This is a genomic window from Achromobacter sp. 1012554356 (genome assembly GCF_059760815.1).
The window spans coordinates 127,592-147,111 of the sequence record NZ_JCBANC010000006.1; the positions used below are offsets into that span (position 1 = coordinate 127,592).

Annotated in this window: 19 protein-coding genes; 15 read left to right on the forward strand and 4 right to left on the reverse strand. The window is 65.8% G+C overall.

The window, feature by feature from the left end; all coding sequences use genetic code 11:
- Window positions 1–70 precede the first annotated feature (70 nt).
- The 9 genes from AC6LJW_RS04655 to AC6LJW_RS04695 all read left to right on the forward strand — a co-directional run bounded on the left by AC6LJW_RS04655 (window position 71) and on the right by AC6LJW_RS04695 (window position 9,724).
- The gene (locus tag AC6LJW_RS04655; protein ID WP_105240058.1) at window positions 71–541 is read left to right on the forward strand and encodes an HU family DNA-binding protein; all 471 of its coding nucleotides are present in this window, start codon (window positions 71–73) and stop codon (window positions 539–541) included.
- Window positions 542–741: 200 nt separating this feature from the next.
- Window positions 742–1,254, forward strand: coding sequence for a MarR family winged helix-turn-helix transcriptional regulator (locus AC6LJW_RS04660; protein ID WP_498086629.1), 513 nt, complete (start codon window positions 742–744; stop codon window positions 1,252–1,254).
- Between the two features lie 100 nt (window positions 1,255–1,354).
- Window positions 1,355–2,515 (forward strand): MFS transporter, encoded by a 1,161-nt coding sequence (locus AC6LJW_RS04665; protein WP_056564112.1) that lies wholly within the window; start codon window positions 1,355–1,357, stop codon window positions 2,513–2,515.
- A gap of 87 nt (window positions 2,516–2,602) precedes the next feature.
- The gene (gene leuS / locus AC6LJW_RS04670) at window positions 2,603–5,260 is read left to right on the forward strand and encodes a leucine--tRNA ligase (protein WP_498086630.1); all 2,658 of its coding nucleotides are present in this window, start codon (window positions 2,603–2,605) and stop codon (window positions 5,258–5,260) included.
- 11 nt (window positions 5,261–5,271) lie between these two features.
- Window positions 5,272–5,934: an LPS-assembly lipoprotein LptE gene (locus tag AC6LJW_RS04675; RefSeq protein WP_056564117.1), complete on the forward strand. Its 663-nt coding sequence runs from the start codon at window positions 5,272–5,274 to the stop codon at window positions 5,932–5,934.
- A gap of 3 nt (window positions 5,935–5,937) precedes the next feature.
- A complete protein-coding gene (gene holA / locus AC6LJW_RS04680) occupies window positions 5,938–6,993 on the forward strand; it encodes a DNA polymerase III subunit delta (protein ID WP_056564119.1) in 1,056 nt (351 codons plus the stop codon).
- A 145-nt stretch (window positions 6,994–7,138) separates the two neighbouring features.
- The gene (locus tag AC6LJW_RS04685; RefSeq protein WP_498086631.1) at window positions 7,139–8,404 is read left to right on the forward strand and encodes a glutamate-5-semialdehyde dehydrogenase; all 1,266 of its coding nucleotides are present in this window, start codon (window positions 7,139–7,141) and stop codon (window positions 8,402–8,404) included.
- Window positions 8,405–8,553: 149 nt separating this feature from the next.
- Window positions 8,554–8,934: a hypothetical protein gene (locus tag AC6LJW_RS04690; protein ID WP_200949391.1), complete on the forward strand. Its 381-nt coding sequence runs from the start codon at window positions 8,554–8,556 to the stop codon at window positions 8,932–8,934.
- A gap of 4 nt (window positions 8,935–8,938) precedes the next feature.
- Complete coding sequence (locus AC6LJW_RS04695; RefSeq protein ID WP_498086632.1) at window positions 8,939–9,724, forward strand: 2-keto-4-pentenoate hydratase; 786 nt, start codon at window positions 8,939–8,941, stop codon at window positions 9,722–9,724.
- A gap of 15 nt (window positions 9,725–9,739) precedes the next feature.
- Here AC6LJW_RS04695 and AC6LJW_RS04700 read toward each other — a convergent pair whose 3' ends face one another.
- Together AC6LJW_RS04700 and AC6LJW_RS04705 are read right to left on the reverse strand one after the other, a co-directional pair.
- Window positions 9,740–11,155, reverse strand: a complete 1,416-nt coding sequence (locus tag AC6LJW_RS04700) for an amidase family protein (RefSeq protein ID WP_498086633.1) — start codon at window positions 11,153–11,155, stop codon at window positions 9,740–9,742.
- An 83-nt stretch (window positions 11,156–11,238) separates the two neighbouring features.
- Window positions 11,239–12,108 carry a LysR family transcriptional regulator gene (locus tag AC6LJW_RS04705; RefSeq protein WP_056564138.1) on the reverse strand — a complete coding sequence of 290 codons (870 nt, stop codon included), beginning with the start codon at window positions 12,106–12,108 and terminating at the stop codon, window positions 11,239–11,241.
- A gap of 118 nt (window positions 12,109–12,226) precedes the next feature.
- Between AC6LJW_RS04705 and AC6LJW_RS04710 the strand changes: the two genes are divergently transcribed.
- Window positions 12,227–13,624 carry a DHA2 family efflux MFS transporter permease subunit gene (locus AC6LJW_RS04710; protein ID WP_056564141.1) on the forward strand — a complete coding sequence of 466 codons (1,398 nt, stop codon included), beginning with the start codon at window positions 12,227–12,229 and terminating at the stop codon, window positions 13,622–13,624.
- Window positions 13,625–13,644: 20 nt separating this feature from the next.
- On the opposite strand, the gene AC6LJW_RS04715 is transcribed toward AC6LJW_RS04710, so the two are convergent.
- Window positions 13,645–14,271 carry a hypothetical protein gene (locus AC6LJW_RS04715; protein WP_498086634.1) on the reverse strand — a complete coding sequence of 209 codons (627 nt, stop codon included), beginning with the start codon at window positions 14,269–14,271 and terminating at the stop codon, window positions 13,645–13,647.
- Window positions 14,272–14,381: 110 nt separating this feature from the next.
- On the opposite strand from AC6LJW_RS04715, the gene AC6LJW_RS04720 reads away from it, so the two are divergent.
- The 3 genes from AC6LJW_RS04720 to AC6LJW_RS04730 all read left to right on the forward strand — a co-directional run bounded on the left by AC6LJW_RS04720 (window position 14,382) and on the right by AC6LJW_RS04730 (window position 16,463).
- Window positions 14,382–15,377: a 3-hydroxyacyl-CoA dehydrogenase NAD-binding domain-containing protein gene (locus AC6LJW_RS04720; protein ID WP_156395139.1), complete on the forward strand. Its 996-nt coding sequence runs from the start codon at window positions 14,382–14,384 to the stop codon at window positions 15,375–15,377.
- Between the two features lie 173 nt (window positions 15,378–15,550).
- A complete protein-coding gene (locus tag AC6LJW_RS04725; RefSeq protein WP_056564158.1) occupies window positions 15,551–15,823 on the forward strand; it encodes a GNAT family N-acetyltransferase in 273 nt (90 codons plus the stop codon).
- A gap of 181 nt (window positions 15,824–16,004) precedes the next feature.
- On the forward strand, window positions 16,005–16,463 hold the full coding sequence (locus AC6LJW_RS04730; protein ID WP_162253558.1) for a YchJ family protein: 459 nt from the start codon (window positions 16,005–16,007) through the stop codon (window positions 16,461–16,463).
- Window positions 16,464–16,707: 244 nt separating this feature from the next.
- On the opposite strand, the gene AC6LJW_RS04735 is transcribed toward AC6LJW_RS04730, so the two are convergent.
- A complete protein-coding gene (locus tag AC6LJW_RS04735) occupies window positions 16,708–17,577 on the reverse strand; it encodes a LysR substrate-binding domain-containing protein (protein ID WP_498086635.1) in 870 nt (289 codons plus the stop codon).
- A gap of 229 nt (window positions 17,578–17,806) precedes the next feature.
- Between AC6LJW_RS04735 and AC6LJW_RS04740 the strand changes: the two genes are divergently transcribed.
- Entirely contained in the window at window positions 17,807–18,517 is a 711-nt protein-coding gene (locus tag AC6LJW_RS04740; protein ID WP_498086636.1) for a haloacid dehalogenase type II, read from the forward strand.
- 29 nt (window positions 18,518–18,546) lie between these two features.
- Complete coding sequence (locus AC6LJW_RS04745; RefSeq protein WP_498086637.1) at window positions 18,547–19,287, forward strand: aldolase; 741 nt, start codon at window positions 18,547–18,549, stop codon at window positions 19,285–19,287.
- Window positions 19,288–19,520: the final 233 nt, after the last annotated feature.

Consider the following 19,520-nt stretch of genomic DNA (forward strand, 5'->3'; position numbering starts at 1 on the left):
CGGGCGCGTAGCGTCAAATGCCGATATCCGGCACGCGCTGCTCCATGTCCTCAACATACGGATTTTGACCATGGCCACGAAAGCTAAAGCTCCTGCCAAGAAAGTCACCAAGACCGCCGTCAAGGCGCCCGCAAAGAAGGCAACTGCCGTCAAGCCCGCCGCCAAGCCCGCCGTGAAGCCGGCAGCCAAGAAGGTCGTCGCTGCCAAGAAGGTCGCTGCTGCCCCCAAGGCCATCAAGGCTGCACTGAACAAGACCCAGCTCATCGCCTACATCGTTGAGCAATCCGGCGTCGAAGCCAAGTCGGTCAAGGCCGTCCTGACCAGCCTGGAAACCTCGGTGCTGGGTTCCGTGGACAAGAAGGGCGCTGGCGAATTCACGCTGCCCGGCCTGTTCAAGGTTGCCGTGCAAAAGGTTCCCGCCAAGGCCAAGCGCTTCGGCAAGGATCCGTTCACGGGTGAAGAGCGTTGGTTCCCCGCCAAGCCGGCTTCGGTCAAGGTGAAGGTTCGCCCGCTCAAGAAGCTGAAGGACGCCGCGCAGTAATTTCATTACGCGCAGTATCCGGTCAAGCCGGGAAGGGCCCGCCTCGCAAGAGGCGGGCCCTTCTTTTTGTGCGCGCACGCCGTGCAATCCGGCGCGCGCGCTATGCGTTGCGTCACCCGCGCTTTGCGTTGTGGTCGAGCCGCTGCTAGAATTTTGTCTTTACGTGAAGATACTTCACATTAAAACACTAGCCACTCACCATGAATGACCTCGTCGATATCGTGATCTCGCAGTGGGCCAAGGAGTGCCCCTCGCAAGACTTCGCCGCCATGTCGGTCGTCGCGCGCCTCTTTCGCCTGAACGCCTTCGCGGCCCGCAACGTCAACCGCACCTTTCGCCAGTACAACCTGCATCAAGGCGAATTCGACGTGCTCGCGACGCTCTACCGCACCGGCGCCCCCCACGCCATGAATCCGCAAAAGCTCGTGGAAGCCCTGTTGCTGACTTCCGGCGCCATGACCAACCGCCTGGACAGGCTGGAACAGGCCGGGCTGCTCGTGCGCAATCCCAACCCCGATGACCGGCGCGGCGTGATCGTGTCGCTCACCACAGACGGGCTGCGCGTGATCAAGGTCGTGCTCAAGGAATACCTGACCGACCTGAATGAGTTGCTGGAGCCGCTGTCGGCGGCCGAGCGCCGCCAATTGGCGGGTCTTCTGAAAAAGCTGCTGCTCAAGCAGGATCAGGACACACCCGGCAGCGTCGGCGCGTAAGCCGCCGCTCCCGCTTCAACTTCAATTCCTTTTCCGCTTCAGATCAGTGACTTCCGCCGAACAATCCACCCCAACGCTCACCGCCCCCATCATCCTCCTGATGTCGGTGGCAACCGGCCTGGCCGTCGCCAGCAACTATTACGCGCAGCCCCTGCTGCACACCATCGGCCAGCAGTTCTCGATTTCGAACGCCGCCGCCGGCGCGATCGTCACCACCGCGCAGCTCAGCTACGCCGTGGGGCTGATGCTGCTGGTGCCGCTGGGCGACATGTTCGAGCGCCGTTCGCTGATCGTGCTGATGAACCTGCTGTCGGCGGGCGGCCTGCTGATCTCCGCCTTCTCCACCAGCATCTCGATGCTCATCATCGGCACCGCCCTGACCGGCATGCTGTCCGTCGTCGCCCAGATCCTCGTGCCGTTCGCCGCCACGCTGGCGGCGCCCCACGAGCGCGGCAAGGCTGTCGGCACGGTCATGAGCGGGCTGCTGCTGGGCATCCTGCTGGCCCGCACCGCGGCGGGCGCGCTGGCCGACGTGGGCAGCTGGCGTACCGTGTACTGGGTCGCCGCCATCCTGATGCTTTGCATGTCCGCCGTCTTGTGGCGCGTGCTGCCCCGCTACCAGAGCCCGACGGCAATGAGCTATCCGCAATTGCTGGGCTCCATCCTGCGCATGTTCGTCGAGGAACCCCTGTTCCGCGCCCGGTCGCTCATCGGCGGGCTGCTGTTCGCCGCCTTCAGCATGCTCTGGACGCCGCTGACCTTCCTCCTGGCCAGCCCGCCCTATGAATACAGCAACACCACCATTGGCCTGTTTGGCCTGGCGGGCGCCGCCGGGGCCTACGCCGCCAACCGTTTCGGGCGCCTTGCCGACCGCGGCCTGGGCAACCTCGCCACCCGCGTGGGCCTGTTGCTCCTCCTGGGTTCCTGGGGCCTGATGGCTTTCGGGCAGGTGTCGGTGCTTGCCCTGCTGGCCGGCATCCTGGTGCAGGATCTGGCGATCCAGGGTGTGCACGTCACCAACACCAGCTCCATCTACCGCCTGCGGCCCGAGGCGCGCAGCCGCCTGACCGCCGGATACGTCACCTGCTACTTCATCGGCGGCGCATCGGGATCGCTGGTATCGTCCTGGCTGTACGCCCATTTCGGCTGGCCCGCGGTGGTGATCGCGGGCGCCGTCCTGGCGGCCTTCACGCTGGCTTATGGCGCGCTTGCGCCCAGTGCGCGCATCCCCGAAATGCCCTCGCCCCCTGCCAGCGCCTAGCACCTCCTATAATCAGGGGTTTTGACCGCCACCGCGCCCCGGCGCGATGGGGCGGCTCACCCCTTTATTGCCACCGCGCACGAGCCCATGCAGGAACGCTACCTCCCCACTACCGTCGAAGCGGCCGCCCAACAAGACTGGCAGGCCCGCGACGTCTATCTGGTCCACGAACACGCAAAGAACGCCGACGGCTCCGAAAAGCCCAAGTTCTACGCCTGCTCCATGCTGCCCTACCCCAGCGGCAAGCTGCACATGGGCCACGTGCGCAACTACACCATCAACGACATGATGGCCCGCCAGCTGCGCATGCGCGGCTACAACGTCCTGATGCCCATGGGCTGGGACGCCTTCGGCATGCCGGCCGAAAACGCCGCCATCAAGTCCAAGGTGCCGCCCGCCAAGTGGACCTACGACAACATCGCCTACATGAAGAAGCAGATGAAGGCGATGGGTCTGGCGATCGACTGGACGCGCGAAATGTGCGCCTGCGATCCGCAGTACTACAAGTGGAACCAGTGGCTGTTCCTGAAGATGCTCGAAAAGGGCGTGGCTTACCGCAAAACCCAGGTCGTCAACTGGGATCCGGTCGACCAGACCGTGCTGGCCAACGAACAGGTCATCGACGGCCGCGGCTGGCGGTCGGGCGCACTCGTCGAAAAGCGCGAGATCCCCGGTTACTACCTGCGCATCACCGACTACGCCGACGAGCTGCTGGGCGCCGTTCAGAACGACCTGCCCGGCTGGCCCGAGCGCGTGCGCCTGATGCAGGAAAACTGGATCGGCAAGTCCGAAGGCCTGCGCTTTGCCTTCCCGCACCAGATCGCCGGCCAGGACGGCCAGTTGATCCAGGACGGCAAGCTGCACGTCTTCACCACCCGCGCAGACACGATCATGGGCGTGACGTTCTGCGCCGTGGCGCCGGAGCACCCGCTCGCCACGCACGCCGCGGCCGGCAATGCCCCGCTGGCCGCGTTCATCGAACAATGCAAGCTCGGCGGAACCACCGAGGCCGAAATGGCCACGCGTGAAAAAGAAGGCATGCCCACGGGCCTGTTCGTCACGCATCCCATCACGGGCGCGCAGGTCGAGGTCTGGGTCGGCAACTACGTGCTCATGACCTACGGCGACGGCGCCGTCATGGGCGTGCCGTCGCACGACGAGCGCGACTTCGCCTTCGCCAAGAAATACAACCTGCCCATCGTGCAGGTCGTGGACGTGGCCGGCAAAGACTACTCCACCGACGCCTGGCAGGAATGGTACGGCGACAAGCAGTCGGGCCGCACCATCAATTCCGGCAAGTACGACGGCCTGTCCTACAAGGACGCCGTGGACGCCATCGCGGCCGACCTGGGCGAAAAGGGCCTGGGCGAAAAGCAGACCACCTGGCGCCTGCGCGACTGGGGCATCTCGCGCCAGCGCTACTGGGGCACCCCGATCCCCATCATCCACTGCGAAGACTGCGGCCCGGTGCCGGTCCCGGAAAAAGACCTGCCCGTGGTCCTGCCCGACGACCTCATCCCCGACGGCAGCGGCAATCCGCTGGCCAAGAACGAAGCCTTCCTGTCCTGCGCCTGCCCCAGCTGCGGCAAGCCCGCGCGCCGCGAAACGGACACGATGGACACGTTCGTGGACTCGTCCTGGTACTTCATGCGCTACACCTCGCCCGGCAACGACAACGCCATGGTCGATCAGCGCAATGACTACTGGATGCCGATGGACCAGTACATCGGCGGCATCGAGCACGCCGTGCTGCACCTCTTGTACGCGCGCTTCTGGACCAAGGTCATGCGCGACATGGGCCTGCTCAACTTCGACGAGCCCTTCACCAAGCTGCTGTGCCAGGGCATGGTGCTGAACCACATCTATTCGCGCAAGACGCCCCAGGGCGGCATCGAGTATTTCTGGCCCGAAGACGTCGACAACGTCTACGACGACCGCGGCGCCATCGTCGGCGCCAAGCTCAAGTCGGACGGCTCGGCCATCAATTACGGCGGCGTGGGCACGATGTCCAAGTCCAAGAACAACGGCGTCGATCCGCAATCGCTGATCGACACGCTGGGCGCCGACACGGCCCGCCTGTTCGTCATGTTCGCCAGCCCGCCCGAACAAACCCTCGAATGGTCTGACTCCGGCGTCGAAGGCTCCAACCGTTTCCTGCGCCGCCTCTGGTCCATCAGCTACGCGCGCCGCGAAGCCGTCGCCCGCGGCCTGGCCCAAGGCACGGACTGGACGCAGGCGCCCGCCGCCGTCAAGGATCTGCGCCGCGAAGTCTACGGGCTGCTCAAGCAGGCCGACTACGACTACCAGCGCATCCAGTACAACACCGTCGTGTCCGCCTGCATGAAGATGCTGAACGCCATTGACGACGCCAAGCTGCCGGAAGGCGCTGACGCCGATGCGGCCTATGCCGAAACCGTCGGCGTCCTGCTGCGCGTGCTGTACCCGGTCGTGCCGCACGTCACCTGGCACCTGTGGCAGGACCTGGGCTACGCCAAGGAACTCGGCGACCTGCTCGATGCGCCGTGGCCGCACGTGGACGAAGCCGCCCTCGTCGCCGACGAGATCGAGCTGATGTTGCAGGTCAACGGCAAACTGCGCGGCTCCATCCGCGTGGCCGCCAAGGCCCCCAAGGAAGACATCGAAAAACTGGCCGCCAGCCAGGAAGAGGTCGCCCGATTCCTGGAAGGCCGTCCGCCGAAGCGTGTCATCGTGGTTCCGGGCAAACTGGTCAACGTCGTAGGCTGATGAGGTCAAGCATGCACTTCGCCGGGCAACAATCGCAACTCTCCCGCCAAACCTGGCTGCTGCGCGGCGCCTGCCTGGCGCTGTTCATGCTGCTTTCCGCCTGCGGCTTCGCGCTGCGGGGCACCACCCCGATGCCGTTCGAGCGGCTGTACGTAGGCATCCCCGACACGACCCAGTTCGGCGCGGACCTGCGCCGCGCGCTGCGCGCGGCCTCGCCCAACACCAAGCTGGTGGACACGCGCAAGGAAGCGCAGGCCATCCTGCAGCAAGTCAGCGACACGCGCAGCCTGCGCGAGGTCTCGCTGAACGCGCAAGGCCGTGTTGAATCCTACGAACTTGGCATCAACTACACGTTCCGCCTGATCGACGCCAAGGGCCGCGCCCTGGTGCCCGACACCACGCTGTCCATCTACCGCGAAATGCCGTACGACGACCAGGTGGTGCAGGCCAAGCAGGGCCAGATCGAAACGCTGTACAAGGCCATGCAGCGCGATCTGGTCTCGCGCGTGCTGCGCCGCATCACTGCGCCAGACGTGCACAAGGCATTCGAAGCCGCCCAATCGGGCGTCGACGACGAAAACATGCCGCTGTTCGACCCCAACGAAGCACCACAACAGCGCGTGCCCACGCCCTGGCAGACGCCGTCCGTCACCGATCCGGCCATCGTCCGCTAGCCCATGGCACAGCCCCTGGACGCGGATCGGCTGGCCGAACACCTGCAGCGGCCCGGCAACCGGCTGGCGCCGCTGTACACGGTCTCCGGCGACGAACCGCTGCTGGTGACCGAAGCCGTCGACGCGTTGCGCGCCGCCGCGCGCAACGCTGGCTACACCGAACGCCTGTCCATGGTGATGGACGCGCGCAGCGACTGGAGCGCGGTCCTCGCCGCCACCCAGAGCGTGTCGCTGTTCGGTGACCGCCGCATCCTTGAAATCAAGATTCCCACCGGCAAGCCGGGCAAGTCTGGCGCCGACACCCTGACCAAGCTGGCCGAACAAGCCGAAAAGCAGCCCGAGGCCGACACCCTCGTGCTGATCGCCTTGCCACGCCTGGACAAGGCCACCCGCGAAAGCCGCTGGATGCAGGCGCTGGTGCGCGCCGGCATGGCCGTCGACATCGCCAACATCGAACGCGGCCGCCTGCCCGCCTGGGTCGGCATGCGCCTCGCGCGCCAGAACCAGCGCGCCGACAGCGCCACCCTGCAATGGATGGCGGACAAGGTCGAAGGCAACCTGCTGGCCGCCCACCAGGAAATCCAGAAGCTCGGCCTGCTCTACCCCGAGGGCCAGCTCGCCCCCGAGGACGTCGAACGCGCCGTACTGAACGTCGCCCGCTACGACGTCTTCGGCCTGCGCGACGCCATGCTGGCCGGCGACATCGGCCGCACCATCCGCATGATCGACGGCCTGCGCGCCGAAGGCGAAGCATTGCCGCTGGTGCTCTGGGCGGTCGGCGAAGAAATCCGCCTGCTCGCGCGCATCGCCGAGGCGCGCGCGCTGGGACAGGACGCGAACGGCCTCATGCGCCGCCTGCGCATCTTCGGCGCCCACGAACGCCTTGCGCTGCAGGCCCTGAACCGGGTCCAGCCCGGCGTCTGGCCCGCCGCCGTGCAGCACGCTCACGAAGTCGACCGCCTCATCAAGGGCCTCTCGGTGCCCGGCCGCCTCTCGGATCCCTGGGAAGAAATGACCCGGCTGGCCCTGCGCGTGGCCGCAGCCGGCGGACGACCGTGAAGGCGGCCTCGCCGCCGCCTTCGCCTCGTCCTCCTTGCGCTCCCCCTCCCGGTCCCCCGACCGGATCTCGCCCGGCCCGACAGCCGGATATACACTGAATCTCCAGGCGGCGCCCGCGCCGCCCCATCACATCATCGACGCCGCCATGTCCTCGTCCTCTATCGAACAAGCCATGCTCACCCTGGGCGAAAACGCCCGCCGCGCCTCGCGCGCCATGATGCGCGCCGACAGCGCGGCTAAAAACCAGGCGCTGATCGCCATGGCCGACGCGCTGGCCGCCAGCCACGACGAACTGAAGGCCGCCAACGAGAAAGACGTGGCCGCCGCCCGCGCCAATGGTCTGGAGCCCGCCCTGCTGGACCGCCTGACGCTGTCGGACAAGACATTGGCGCACATGGCCGAAGGCCTGCGCCAGATAGCCGCCCTGCCCGACCCGATCGGCAGCATCACCGCCACCTCCGTCCGGCCCAACGGCATGCGCGTCGCCCAGATGCGCGTGCCGCTGGGCGTGATCGGCATCATTTACGAATCGCGCCCCAACGTCACCATCGACGCCGCTGCCCTGTGCCTGAAATCCGGCAACGCCGCCATCCTGCGCGGCGGCAGCGAAGCCCTGCACTCGAACGTGGCGCTCGGCCGCATCGTGCAGATGGGACTGGCCGCCGCCGGCCTGCCGCAGGATGCGGTGCAGGTGGTCGCCACCGCCGACCGTGCGGCCGTGGGCGCGCTCATCACCATGACCGAACACATCGACGTGATCGTGCCGCGCGGCGGCAAGGGCCTCATCGCCCGCCTGTCCCAAGAAGCCCGAGTGCCGCTCATCAAGCACCTGGACGGCAACTGCCACATCTACATCGACGCCGCGGCAGATCCCGACAAAGCCCACGCCATTGCCCTGAACGCCAAGACCTACCGCTACGGCATCTGCGGCGCCATGGAGACGCTGCTGATCGACGCGGTGGCCGCCGTGTCCATCCTGCCCAGCCTGGCCGCCGCCTTCGCCGAACACGGCGTGGAACTGCGCGGCTGCCCGCGCACGCTGGCGCTGCTGCCGCACGCCACGCCCGCCACCGAGGAAGACTGGGCCACCGAATACCTGGCGCCCATCCTGGCCGTGCGCATCGTCGACACGCTGGACGACGCCATCGAACACATCGCACGCTACGGCTCGGGCCACACCGACGCCATCGTCACGCAAGACCTGTCGGCGGCCCAGCGCTTCCAGCGCGAGGTCGACTCCAGCTCTGTCTACGTCAACCTGCCGACCTGCTTTGCGGACGGCTTCGAATATGGCCTGGGCGCCGAGATCGGCATCTCCACGAACCGTCTGCATGCGCGCGGCCCCGTGGGCCTGGAAGGCCTGACCACGCTCAAGTGGGTGCTGAACGGCGAAGGCCAGATCCGCGGCTGAAATGCCCCGCGCGCGCCCTGCCCCGCCGCGTGTGGCGCGCTGACGCAGCCCTGAACACGGGGCCGCGCCAAGCCCTCTACAATAGGGCCAGCTTTTTTGCCTGAATTCGTCCATCCCACGCGGCCCGGCCGCGCATCGTTGAGATCCCCATGCATTCACCCGTCATGGCCATGGCCTTCAGCCTTTTCGTGCTCTGTTTCATCACCTGCACGATCAGCGGCATCGTCCTGTTCTTCGTCAAGACCAAGCAAGTCAACGCCGCGCTCAAGCATCCCTACCTGCAGCACCGGCCGTTCAAGCAGTTTCCACTGGCGATCCAGGCCGCAATCATGCTGGATTATTTCTTCCGCCTGATGTTTCCGGGCACGCGCTTCTGGCTGGTCGGCAACGCCAATGACTTGCTATCCCACGTCGAACCCAAGAAGATTCCGCTTGCCCTGAAATGGCCGATCGTCGGTTTCTGGGGCTCGTGCTGGCTGGGCCTGATTGCCATGATCGTGTTGTGGATCATGCTGTTCCTTGGAGCCTGAACGCATGCAGATCAGATTTGAAGACTATCCCGGCAGCGTCGACGCGGCGCGCTTCCTGATCGCCGCGCGCCAGACCGGCATCGCCGGCCCGCGCCTGCCCGCCGAATGCCGCCCGCAGTCCCTGGGTCAGGCGTTCGCCGTGCAGCAGCGCACGGCCGAATTGCTGCGCGCCACCCGTCAGGACAGCATCGCCGCCTGGAAAAGCGCGCTGCCGTCACCGGAAAAAACCGTCGTGGCGCCCATTTACGCGTCAGGCACGGCGGACGCCGCGGCCGGTCCGGTCGCCAGCAGCACCGACGTCGTGCGCATCGAACCCGAAATCGCATTCCAGCTTGCCCGCGACCTGCCGCCGCGCGACACCCCTTACACCGAAGCCGAAATCGACGCCGCGGTGGGCGACGCTCGCCTCGCACTTGAAGTCCTGGGCTGTCGCTACGCGTCCCCCGAACATGCCAGCCTGCCCGAACTGCTGGCGGACCACATGTTCAATCAGGGGCTGGTGCTGGGCCCCCGCATCTCCTCGCCCGATGCGGCGCCCGGCTGCATGACCCTCACGCTGACGGTAGATGGCGTCGAGGTCGAGCAGCACGCCGGCATCCACCCCAACGACCGTCCCAAGGCCGGACTGTATTGGCTGGCCAATTTCCTGCGCGAGCAAGGGTTGGGTCTGACGGCCGGCCAGCACGTCATCACCGGTTCGTACGCGGGCTTTCTGGACGTGCCCGCGAACAAGGACGTCGAACTGACGTATGGCGACCTGGGCGTGTTGAAGGTGCGCTTCGGCGGTTGAGACCGCGTTGCGCTGTTACCGAGGCGCCGGCTCCGCAATGCCGACCGCCTCGCCCCCGGCCTCGATGATTTCGCCGGCCGCCAGGCACAGGTCCTCGCGGAACCGCCCCGCCACCACCTGCACGCCCACCGGGCTCGGCCCCGCGCTGCTCATGGCGCTGCCCATGGCCACGGACAGTCCGGGCAGGCCCATGAACGGCAAGCCGATCTGGGTCATCTGCGCGCGCCAGACGCGCGCGTAGGCCGCGTCGCCCTGCAAGTCCAGGTTGTCGGGGAACGGCAATTCGGCCGACACCGGCAGCAGCAGCACCGGGTACTCAGCAAAAAACACCTCCCACAGGCGCGTGAGCGTCGCGCGGCGCGTCAGCACCGCCGAAAAGCTTGTCAGATCGGCGCTTGCCGCCTTGTCGCGCTGCCCCGCCAGCGCCACCAGCGCGCCTCGGTCGCCCTCTTTTTCCGCTGCCGCCACCATGGCGTCATAGCCGTCTGCCATCCACATGCGAACCTGCAGGTCGGCGGCCTCCTGCATCGGGGGTATGGCGTCCAGCGTATCGACCGACCAGCCTGCCTCGCTCAGCCGCCGCGCCGCTTCCTGCAACGCCTTCACGATGGCCGGATCGGTGTCCATGCCGTCAGGATTCAAACACAGCGCGGCCCGCTTCGGCACGTCCGGGCCGGTCAGCGGCGCGGGCACCCACCACGGATCGCGCGGATCCGGCGCAGCCAGCGCGGCCAGCCCCAGCCGCACATCGGCAATGGTGCGCCCCAACGGCCCGGACACCGCCGTGATCTGCCCGCCGATCGAGCGCTCCGGCAGCGCGGCGTTATACGCCGCCACCCGGCCCAGCGACGGACGCAGGCCATGCACGCCGCACGCGTACGCCGGATAACGGATCGAGCCGGCGATATCCGTCCCATGCGCCAGATGCCCGATACCGACCGCCACCGCGGACGCGGCGCCGCCGGACGAGCCGCCGGGCGTCAACGCCGGATTGCGGGGATTGCGCGTGTCGCCATGCAGCGCGTTGCCGGTAAACCAGCGCAGCGAAAACGCCGGCGTATTGGTGCGGCCCACGATCACCGCGCCGGCGCGCCGCAAGTTGTCGACGACGGGGCTATTGCGCTCGGCGATCAGGTCCTTCTGCAAGCGCACGCCGTTGGTCGTGGCAAAGCCCGCCTGATCCACATTGACCTTCACGGTGACGGGCACGCCCGCCAACGGGCCGGGATCTTCTCCGCGTGCAAGCGCCGCGTCCACGTCGGCCGCCTGCGCCAGCACGTCTTCGGGCCGGTGATCCACCACCGCATTGATCGCGGGGTTGACGGCATCGAGCCGTTGCAGCGCGCTTTGCGCGGCCTGCACGGCGGACACTTCACGCTTGCGGACAAGGGCGGCAAGCTCAACTGCGGACAAACGCCAAAGATCGGACACGCGCAACTCCTGAGGTCATGGTTATCCTGCGGGCCAGCAAACCTTAGCGCCAGTCACGCCGCGCCACAACCCTCGGCTTACCGCTAATTGCTCTCTTCAAACACGTCGACAATCGCGTCCGCCACCGCCCGCACGCGCGCGGTTCGGTTCAGATCGCCGTGCATCACCAGCCACAGGTCATAGGCCTCGCTGCGCGTGGGCCAGATCCGAACCAGTTCAGGGTGATCCGGCGCCATATGGGTCGGCAGCTCGCCGATGCCCAGTCCCGCCACCACAGCGTCGATGATCATCAGCCCGGAATTGACCTCGACGCCGATGCGGCCGTTGCGGGTGGGCTCGCCGCATAGCGAATCCGACCAGCCGGGCAGGACGGCCTGCTGATACGCGATCAAGGCATGACCCGCGAAGGCGGTCCCGGGCTTGGGTTCACCATGCGCCTCCAGGTAAGCCCGCGACGCGTACAGGCCCACCTCCTTGCGCGCCAGATGGCGATGGATCAGATCGGGGTTGTCGGGCTTGATATTGCGGATGGCCAGATCCGCCTCACGGCGCGTCAGATTGCTGATTTGAATACCGGTGGACAGCACCACGCGGATGTCCGGATGCTCGGCATGGACCCGCTTGATGGCCTCCATGATGAAGTAGCGGGCCACCGTTTCCGAGGTCGCGACACGGACCACCCCGGAAAGCCGGTGATCCAGCCCCTGCATCTGGCGCTGAAGCTGATCCGCCGCCTGCTCCATGCGCTCGGCAGCGGCAAAGGCCAGTTCGCCCGCTGCGGTCGGCACATAGCCGCTGGGCGTGCGCAGGAACAGCCGCGCATCCAGCGATGCCTCCAATGCCGCCAGACGCCGGCCGGCGGTGGCCTGGTCGATCTGCAGCACCGCCGCCGCGCCGCGCAGCGTTCCCACGCGGTAAATCGCAAGAAATATCCGTGCGTTGTCCCAGTCCATTCCACGTCCGTGATGCAGTTTTGCATGACTATAAAGCAGAAATTCGGCTTTTTTGCATCAACAAGACGTCTTAAGCTTTGCACCCTCCGCGCGCTGCGCAATCAGAAAGAAGCTTGCCATGTCCACCGCCTGCCGCCCCGTCGCCTCAATGGACGCGCCGCCCGCTCCCGCCACGGGATGGGTGCCTCTGGTCACCCTGGCCGTCGGATTCGTCATGGCCATGCTCGACGTGACGGTGGTCAACGTCGCGATCCCCAGCATCGCGCTCCAGTTCACGGTGCCGCTCACGGACCTCGTCTGGATCGTCGACGGCTACACGCTGACGTTCGCCGCGTTGCTGCTGATTGCTGGCGCGCTGGCCGACCGCTACGGCGCCAAGACCCTCTATCTGACGGGGCTGGGCGTGTTCACCGCCGCGTCCCTGCTATGCGGACTGGCGCCAAACGCCGACATGTTGATCGCGGCGCGGATGCTGCAGGGCGTTGGCGCGGCGCTCTTCATGCCAAGCTCGCTCAGCCTGCTCACGCACGCCTATGCTGACGAAAACGTGCGCAATCGCATGCTGGCCGCATGGTCAGCGATTGTGGCCGTCGCCGGCGCATCCGGACCGTTGCTGGGCGGCGCACTGATTCACCAATTCGGCTGGCGCGGCATCTTCCTCATCAACATCCCGCTGGGCCTGGCCGGCCTGTGGCTCGCCCGACGCCGCATCGCGGCAGCACCCCGGCGACCGCGCGCGCTCAACCCCTTGAGCCACCTGCTCGGCATCGTCGCGCTGTCTTCCTTGTGCTTCGTGCTGATCCAGGGCAACGCGTATGGCTGGACCTCCCCGCTGATCGTCGTCACGGCGCTGCTGAGCCTGGCCACCATGGCGCTGCTCGTGCAACGCGAACGTCGGCACGCCCAGCCCATCATCCCGCGCGCCCTCTTCGCCACCCATCAATTCGCCGCGGCCAACGGCGTGGGCTTCCTTATCAACCTCGCGTCGTATGGCCAGCTGTTCCTGCTGAGCCTGTTTTTGCAGCACGCGCGCGGCGCCGACGCATTGCAGACCGGCATCGAACTCGTGCCGATGCTGGCGGTGTTCTCCATCGGCAATCTCATCTCGGGCCGCGTGTCGTCGCGGTGGAGCGTGTCGGCCTCTCTGCTCGCCGGCGTCTCGCTCGCGGCGGTGATGAGCGCCATCGGCATCGCCACCTTCACGCCCGGCGTCGCCTACTGGCCGTTCGCCGTTGTCGTCGCGCTGGCCAACCTGGGCGTCGGCATCGCGGTGCCTGCGATGACCAGCATCGTCATGCAGGTCTCCGGCAGCCAGCACGCCAACAGCGCGGCGGCGGCCCTGAACGCCAACCGCCAATCCGGCGCGCTGGTCGGCGTCGCGGTCATGGGCACGATCCTGCATCTCTTGCCGGACTGGCACGCCAGCCTGCCCGCGGCCTACTGTGTGATCACGGTCAGCTACGTCATCACCGTCGTACTGGCGATGCGCTACCTGCGTCGCGCCCGCAACGCCTGAGCGCGCAGCCGGCGCTCCCTTCAACCGGTCGCCAGAATCGCGACGCCACGGCCAGCGTAGAACCTGTTGAAATCAGCCAGCGCAAGTTCGACATCCGCTTGCGACCCCGGCTCACCCGACGGGTTATGAAACGTCACGGACTCGGGCGTGGCGCGCGTCACCAGCACCAGATGTCCACCCTGTTTCGGCGGCTCCCTGTCGGGCCATCGGATCCAAGGGTGGACCGACGCCATGAAGTATTCCGATTGCGCCATCAGACCCGGCAGGTCCGAGGCGGGCAGATCGACGCGCACCTGCGCACGCAGGCCGAAAACGTCGGCGACGTATCGCACGAACGGCGCATAGATCAGCCCCTTGATGTTCCCGTCCGGCTCCTCGATATACGCGCCATACGGCAAGCTGCCGCGGGCGAGCGTCAAGGTCGGATGGATGCGCCCCGTCCGCGCCGCCAGCACCATCTTCAAACATGCCATGCCGCACACATGACTGGCCCAGCGCACATACTCGTCCAGATCCCGCGCACCGGAATCGCGCCATGCGGGATCATGCGCGAGGTCCAGCTCCTTGCGAATGATCTCGCCCGCCCGATGCGCGGACTCCCATTGGCAGAAATACGGAACGGTCACACGCGCGGGCGTCGGACTCATGCAAGGCTCCCGGGGATTCGGAAAAGTCCTAATCTTGCCGCCGACCAGCCCGCGTGGCAACGGCCCCGGCTTTGCTTCACAATGAAGCAAACTCAACAACGGAGACCTGCATGTCCAGCCTTGCGCCGTCCAGTCCTGCTTCGTCCGGTTCTGCGCCGTCCAGTCCTGCATCGTCAGCCCCCGGCCCGATCCGCCGCGTCGCCATCATCGGCGCCGGCACCATCGGCGCCAGTTGGGCAGCGCTGTTCCTCGCGCACGGGCTGGAGGTCGTCGTCAGCGATCCCGGTCCGAATGCACAGGCCCAAACCATTGCCCGCGTGCAGGCGGCGTGGCCGGTCCTGGCCGAACTTGGCCACGTGCGCCACGGCGCCACCGCCGACGCGTTGCGCTTCGAGCCCGACCTGGAAGCGGCCTTGGCTGGCGTCGACTTCGTGCAGGAAAACGCGCCCGAGCGCGAAGATTTCAAGACCGACCTCTTCGCCCGCATCGACGCCGTCCTGCCTCCCCACGTCATCGTCGCCTCCAGCTCGTCCGGGCTCATCATGAGCCGCCTGCAATCGCGCTGCCGCCATCCCCAACGCTTCGTGATCGGCCACCCTTTCAATCCGCCGCACCTCATTCCGCTGGTCGAGGTCGTCGGCGGCGACCAGACCGGCCCCGAAACCATGGACCGCGCCATCGACTTCTACCGCAGCATGGGCAAACACCCCATCCGCCTGAATAAGGAAGTCCCCGGCCACATCGCCAATCGCCTGCAGGCCGCGCTGTGGCGCGAGGCCATCCACCTCGCCGCTGAAAACGTCGCCAGCGTCGCGGACATCGACGCCGCCGTATCCCAGGGCCCCGGCCTGCGCTGGGCCCTCTTCGGCCCGCACATGACATTCAACCTGGGTGGCGGCGAAGGCGGCCTCGCGCACTTCATGCACCACCTGCTCGGCCCCGTGCAAACCTGGTGGGACGACCTCGGCACCCCCGAGGTCACGCCGGCGCTGCAACAACGCCTGATCGAAGGCGTCAATGCCGAAGCCGGCCACCAAAGCATCGCCGACCTAGTCGAAACCCGCGACGCGCAACTCACCGCGTTGATCAAGGTGCTGCACCGGTAACGCCCTCAGAGAGAGAAGCCGGGGCATCCGACGCTTGGCGCAGGTCCGAAACTTGCTCCGATCCTGAGTACCGGGTCATGAGAGGCGCCGGATAATCAGACAGGCACCCGCCCTCGGCAAGAAGTGCGCTCTACATCCGACCGTCTTCGTCATCAACGAAGGAGTTTTCTCGAATGATTTCTGTAATTCACGACACCGACCATTCCCGCTTCACCGCCACCGTCGACGGCGTACTCTGCGTCCTCGACTATCAGCTCCAGAACGGCGCCATGGCCATCACGCACACGGGCGTGCCCAGTGCGGTCGGCGGCCGAGGCATCGCCGCCGAATTGACCCGTCAGGCGCTGCTCACCGCACGCGAGAACGGCTGGAAGGTCCGTCCCTACTGCTCCTACGCCGACGCCTACATTCGACGCCATCCCGAATACACTGATCTATTGGCGTGATCCGCTCTCGCGATTTCTGGGTACGATTCATCTGGCCGATACATCTACCCGATGCCTCGGCTCGAGTCGTTTGCCTGATTCTTGTGCCCGATGCGATTGCCTGATTCGTGTGCTCGATTCTTGTGCGCGATACGTCTGCCCGGTCCGGCCGCCTGATGACGCTACCTGACCGAGTGCCGCGATGTGTCGCCCGATCTCTCGCCTGATCTGTTCACTGACTTCAATTGCCCCCGCCGTGCCGAAGCAATCAACCTCTTCCAAAACACCCTGCCCCTGCGGCAGCCCCCGTTCCTATCCCGAATGCTGCGGCCGCTGGCACGACGGCCCGCAATCGCTGCAAGCCCCGACAGCCGAAGCCCTCATGCGCTCGCGATACAGCGCCTTCGTGCTCGACAAGCTGCCCTACCTGCTGGCCACGTGGCATCCCACCACGCGCCCGGCGTCACTAGAGCCCAACCCGCCCGGTTTGAAATGGCTTGGCCTGCAGATCAAGGCCGCAGCCGACCAGGACGCCGAACACGCCACCGTCGAATTCGTGGCCAGAAGCCGCCTGGACGGCCGCGCCAGCCGCATGCACGAGACCAGCCGCTTCCTGCGCGAGAACGGACAATGGTTCTACCTCGACGGCGACGTGCGCTAACCACCCATACCCAACGTTGATGTCCACCAAAGGGGTGTCGCGTGTCCAAACCGGCAATGCCCGAATGCCTAGGTCATCACCGTGTCGGACAAAGGCGTGGTCCCCGCGGCGCCCTTCAGCTTCGTCAAGGTGATGGATCACCCGCCGCCGACGGTCGCGATCAGTCCAATGCGCCACCCAGGCGGGGAATTCAAGGACACCGGCGCCAACATCATCGCGCCGATGCGCCAGCTAATCGTCCGCGCTAAGGCGCGAACTGTTGTAAATCCCCGCCAATGGCCTGCTTCAGCGCGTCCAGCAAATCGATCCCAACGGCGCCAAGCCCGCGCGCGTCGCCCACGATCGCCAGCTCAGTCGGCGGCACATCGGCAAACCCGTCTGCGGCGGTCAGTTCGACGTGCGTCTCCAGGCGCGCCGAGGCCGGCAACAGACTGATCCCCAAGCCCGCAGCGACCGCCGCCTGCACGCCGGCCAAACTGTGGCTGTGGTACGCGATATGCCACGGCCGCCCCGCGCTTTCCAGCGCATAGATCATCCGCTTGCGATACACACATCCCTGCGGAAAAAGAACCAGCGGCACCACCGCCGCCCGCTCATTGCGCTGTTGGCCGCCTACCCACACCAGCCGTTCCGGCCAGGCCGCAATGCACGGACCATCGCCAGGCTCCCGCTTGACCAGCGCCAACTCCAGCTCGCCCGACGCCAGCCCAGCACGAAGATCCGTGCTCATCCCGCTAAGCGTTTCCAACCGCACCTCAGCATGGCGCGCGGCAAATTCCGCCAACAGCACCGTCAACCGAGAAACATCAAAATCCTCTGGCACGCCCAGCCGTATCACCCGCGCGGTCCGCGGCGCGGCCAACACATGCTCCGCCTCGCCAGCGATCGCCAGCAAGCGCCGCGCATAGACCAACATCAACTCGCCATCCTCGGTCGCCGCCACATTGCCGCTGGCGCGATCGCGAAGCAGCAACGTCTTGCCCACGCTTTGCTCAAGCTTGCGCACCTGCTGGCTGACAGTCGATTGTGTGCGATGCACCCGGCTGGCGGCACGGGTGAAGCTGCCTTCATCCACCACGCAAACCAGCGTCTTCAATAGTTCAAGATCAAGCATTCGCTTCGACTCGTTGTTATTGATCCAGGCCGGCCATATTGCGCGTCTGCGCGTTGCCGTCCCCAGGTGTCCGTCCGTTTCCACCGGATCGCATCCGCTTTCGCCCACACATCCTCTGATGCATGACAAGCTTATTTATATATCGACTGACCAAGCACGTTTTATTAATTTTACAACTGCACTGGACGAACCTTACGCTGTGGCTTCCACCCTTGCCCAAGGTACCGACATGCCTCTCGACCAAACTCGACCCCAATGGCTCACCTTTGACTGCTACGGCACCCTCATCCAATGGGACGAAGGCCTGCAAGCCGCAGTGACAAAGATCCTCGAGGCCTATCCCGGGTCCGCGCTGCGGCCGACCGCCGCGCAGTTCCTGCATGAGTACGACGAACACGAGCACCACCTCGAGCGCACGCCGCCCTACCAAAACTTCGCGTCGGTAACCCGCGAATCGTTGCGGCTGACGATGGCCCATTTTGGCCTTCCATACCGTCCCGAAGATGCAGAGACGCTTGCAAGCAGCATCTCGCGCATGCCGCCGTTTCCCGAAGTCGTGGACACGCTCGGCAAGCTCAAGCAAGCCGGCTTCCGCCTGTGCATCATTTCCAACACGGACGACGACATCATCGCCGGCAACATCGCCCAATTAGGCGGCCATATCGATCGCGTCATCACGGCTGAACAGGCGGGCGCCTACAAACCCTCACGCGCCATCTTTGCCCACGCCCATCAAAACCTGGGCATCACGCCCGCAGATGTCGTGCACATCTGCGCCAGTCCGCACCTGGACCTCGTCGCGGCACGCGACATCGGCTTCCGATGCGTCTGGATCGACCGCGGCACTGGCCGCAAGCCCTTGCCTGACTACCGCCCTGACGCTACCGTAGCAACTCTGGATCGCGTGCCGGACCTGTTTCGCGACGCCGGCTGGCTCTGATCCCCATCCATCTATTATTGAAGGTTGCCATGAACCACGAACCCGGTTTTGCCGACGCACTTTTCCGTGCCGATTCCGTCACCGCACTGCGCACGGACTTGGCGCTGGCACTCCGTGCGGCCGCAGCGCATGACCTGGGTGAAGGCGTCTGCAATCACTTCAGCGTGGCGTTGCCCGGCGATCCCGATCATTTCCTCCTGAATCCTCGCGGCTTGATGTGGAACGAGGTCCAGGCGGACGACATCGTCCTCGTCGACGCGCATGGCAACAAACTCGCAGGCCGCCACGACGTCGAACCGACAGCCATGTTCATCCACGCCGCGATCCACCGGATCGCGGGCAAGGCCTGTGTGCTGCACACCCACATGCCCTATGCCACTGCCCTCACGCTCACCTCGGACCGCGGCCTGGACACCACCCTTTCGCAAAACGCGATGCGCTTCCATGGACGCCTCGCCATCGACGCCGAATACAACGGACTGGCGCTCGACGTCACAGAAGGCGAACGCATCGCCCACGCCATGCAGGGTGCCGACATCGTCTTCCTCGGCAATCACGGCGTCGTCGTGTGCGGCGAACGCGTCGACTACGCCTACGACGATCTCTTCTTCCTCGAACGCGCCTGTACCGCGCAAGTTCTCGCGCAGTCCACCGGACGTCCGCTTGAACCCGTCAACGCAGACATCGCCGCCAAGGTCGCCGCCCAGATCCAAAGTGAACGCCTGCAATCCGAGCTATTTTTCAAAGCACTGCGCCGCCAGCTTCCCTAATCTCGAGAGTATCGAACCCAAACACAAAAACCCCTCGCGGCGCCAGCCGCGAGGGGTTTCTTTATTCGAACGATATCCAGACGGTATCGGCTTGTGCGCACCGCCACAAAGACAAAACCCCGCAGGGGATACCTGCGGGGTTTTGAGCAATAAAAGCCTGACGATGACCTACTTTCACAGACGTCCGTCCACTATCATCGGCGCGAAGGCGTTTCACTGTCCTGTTCGGGATG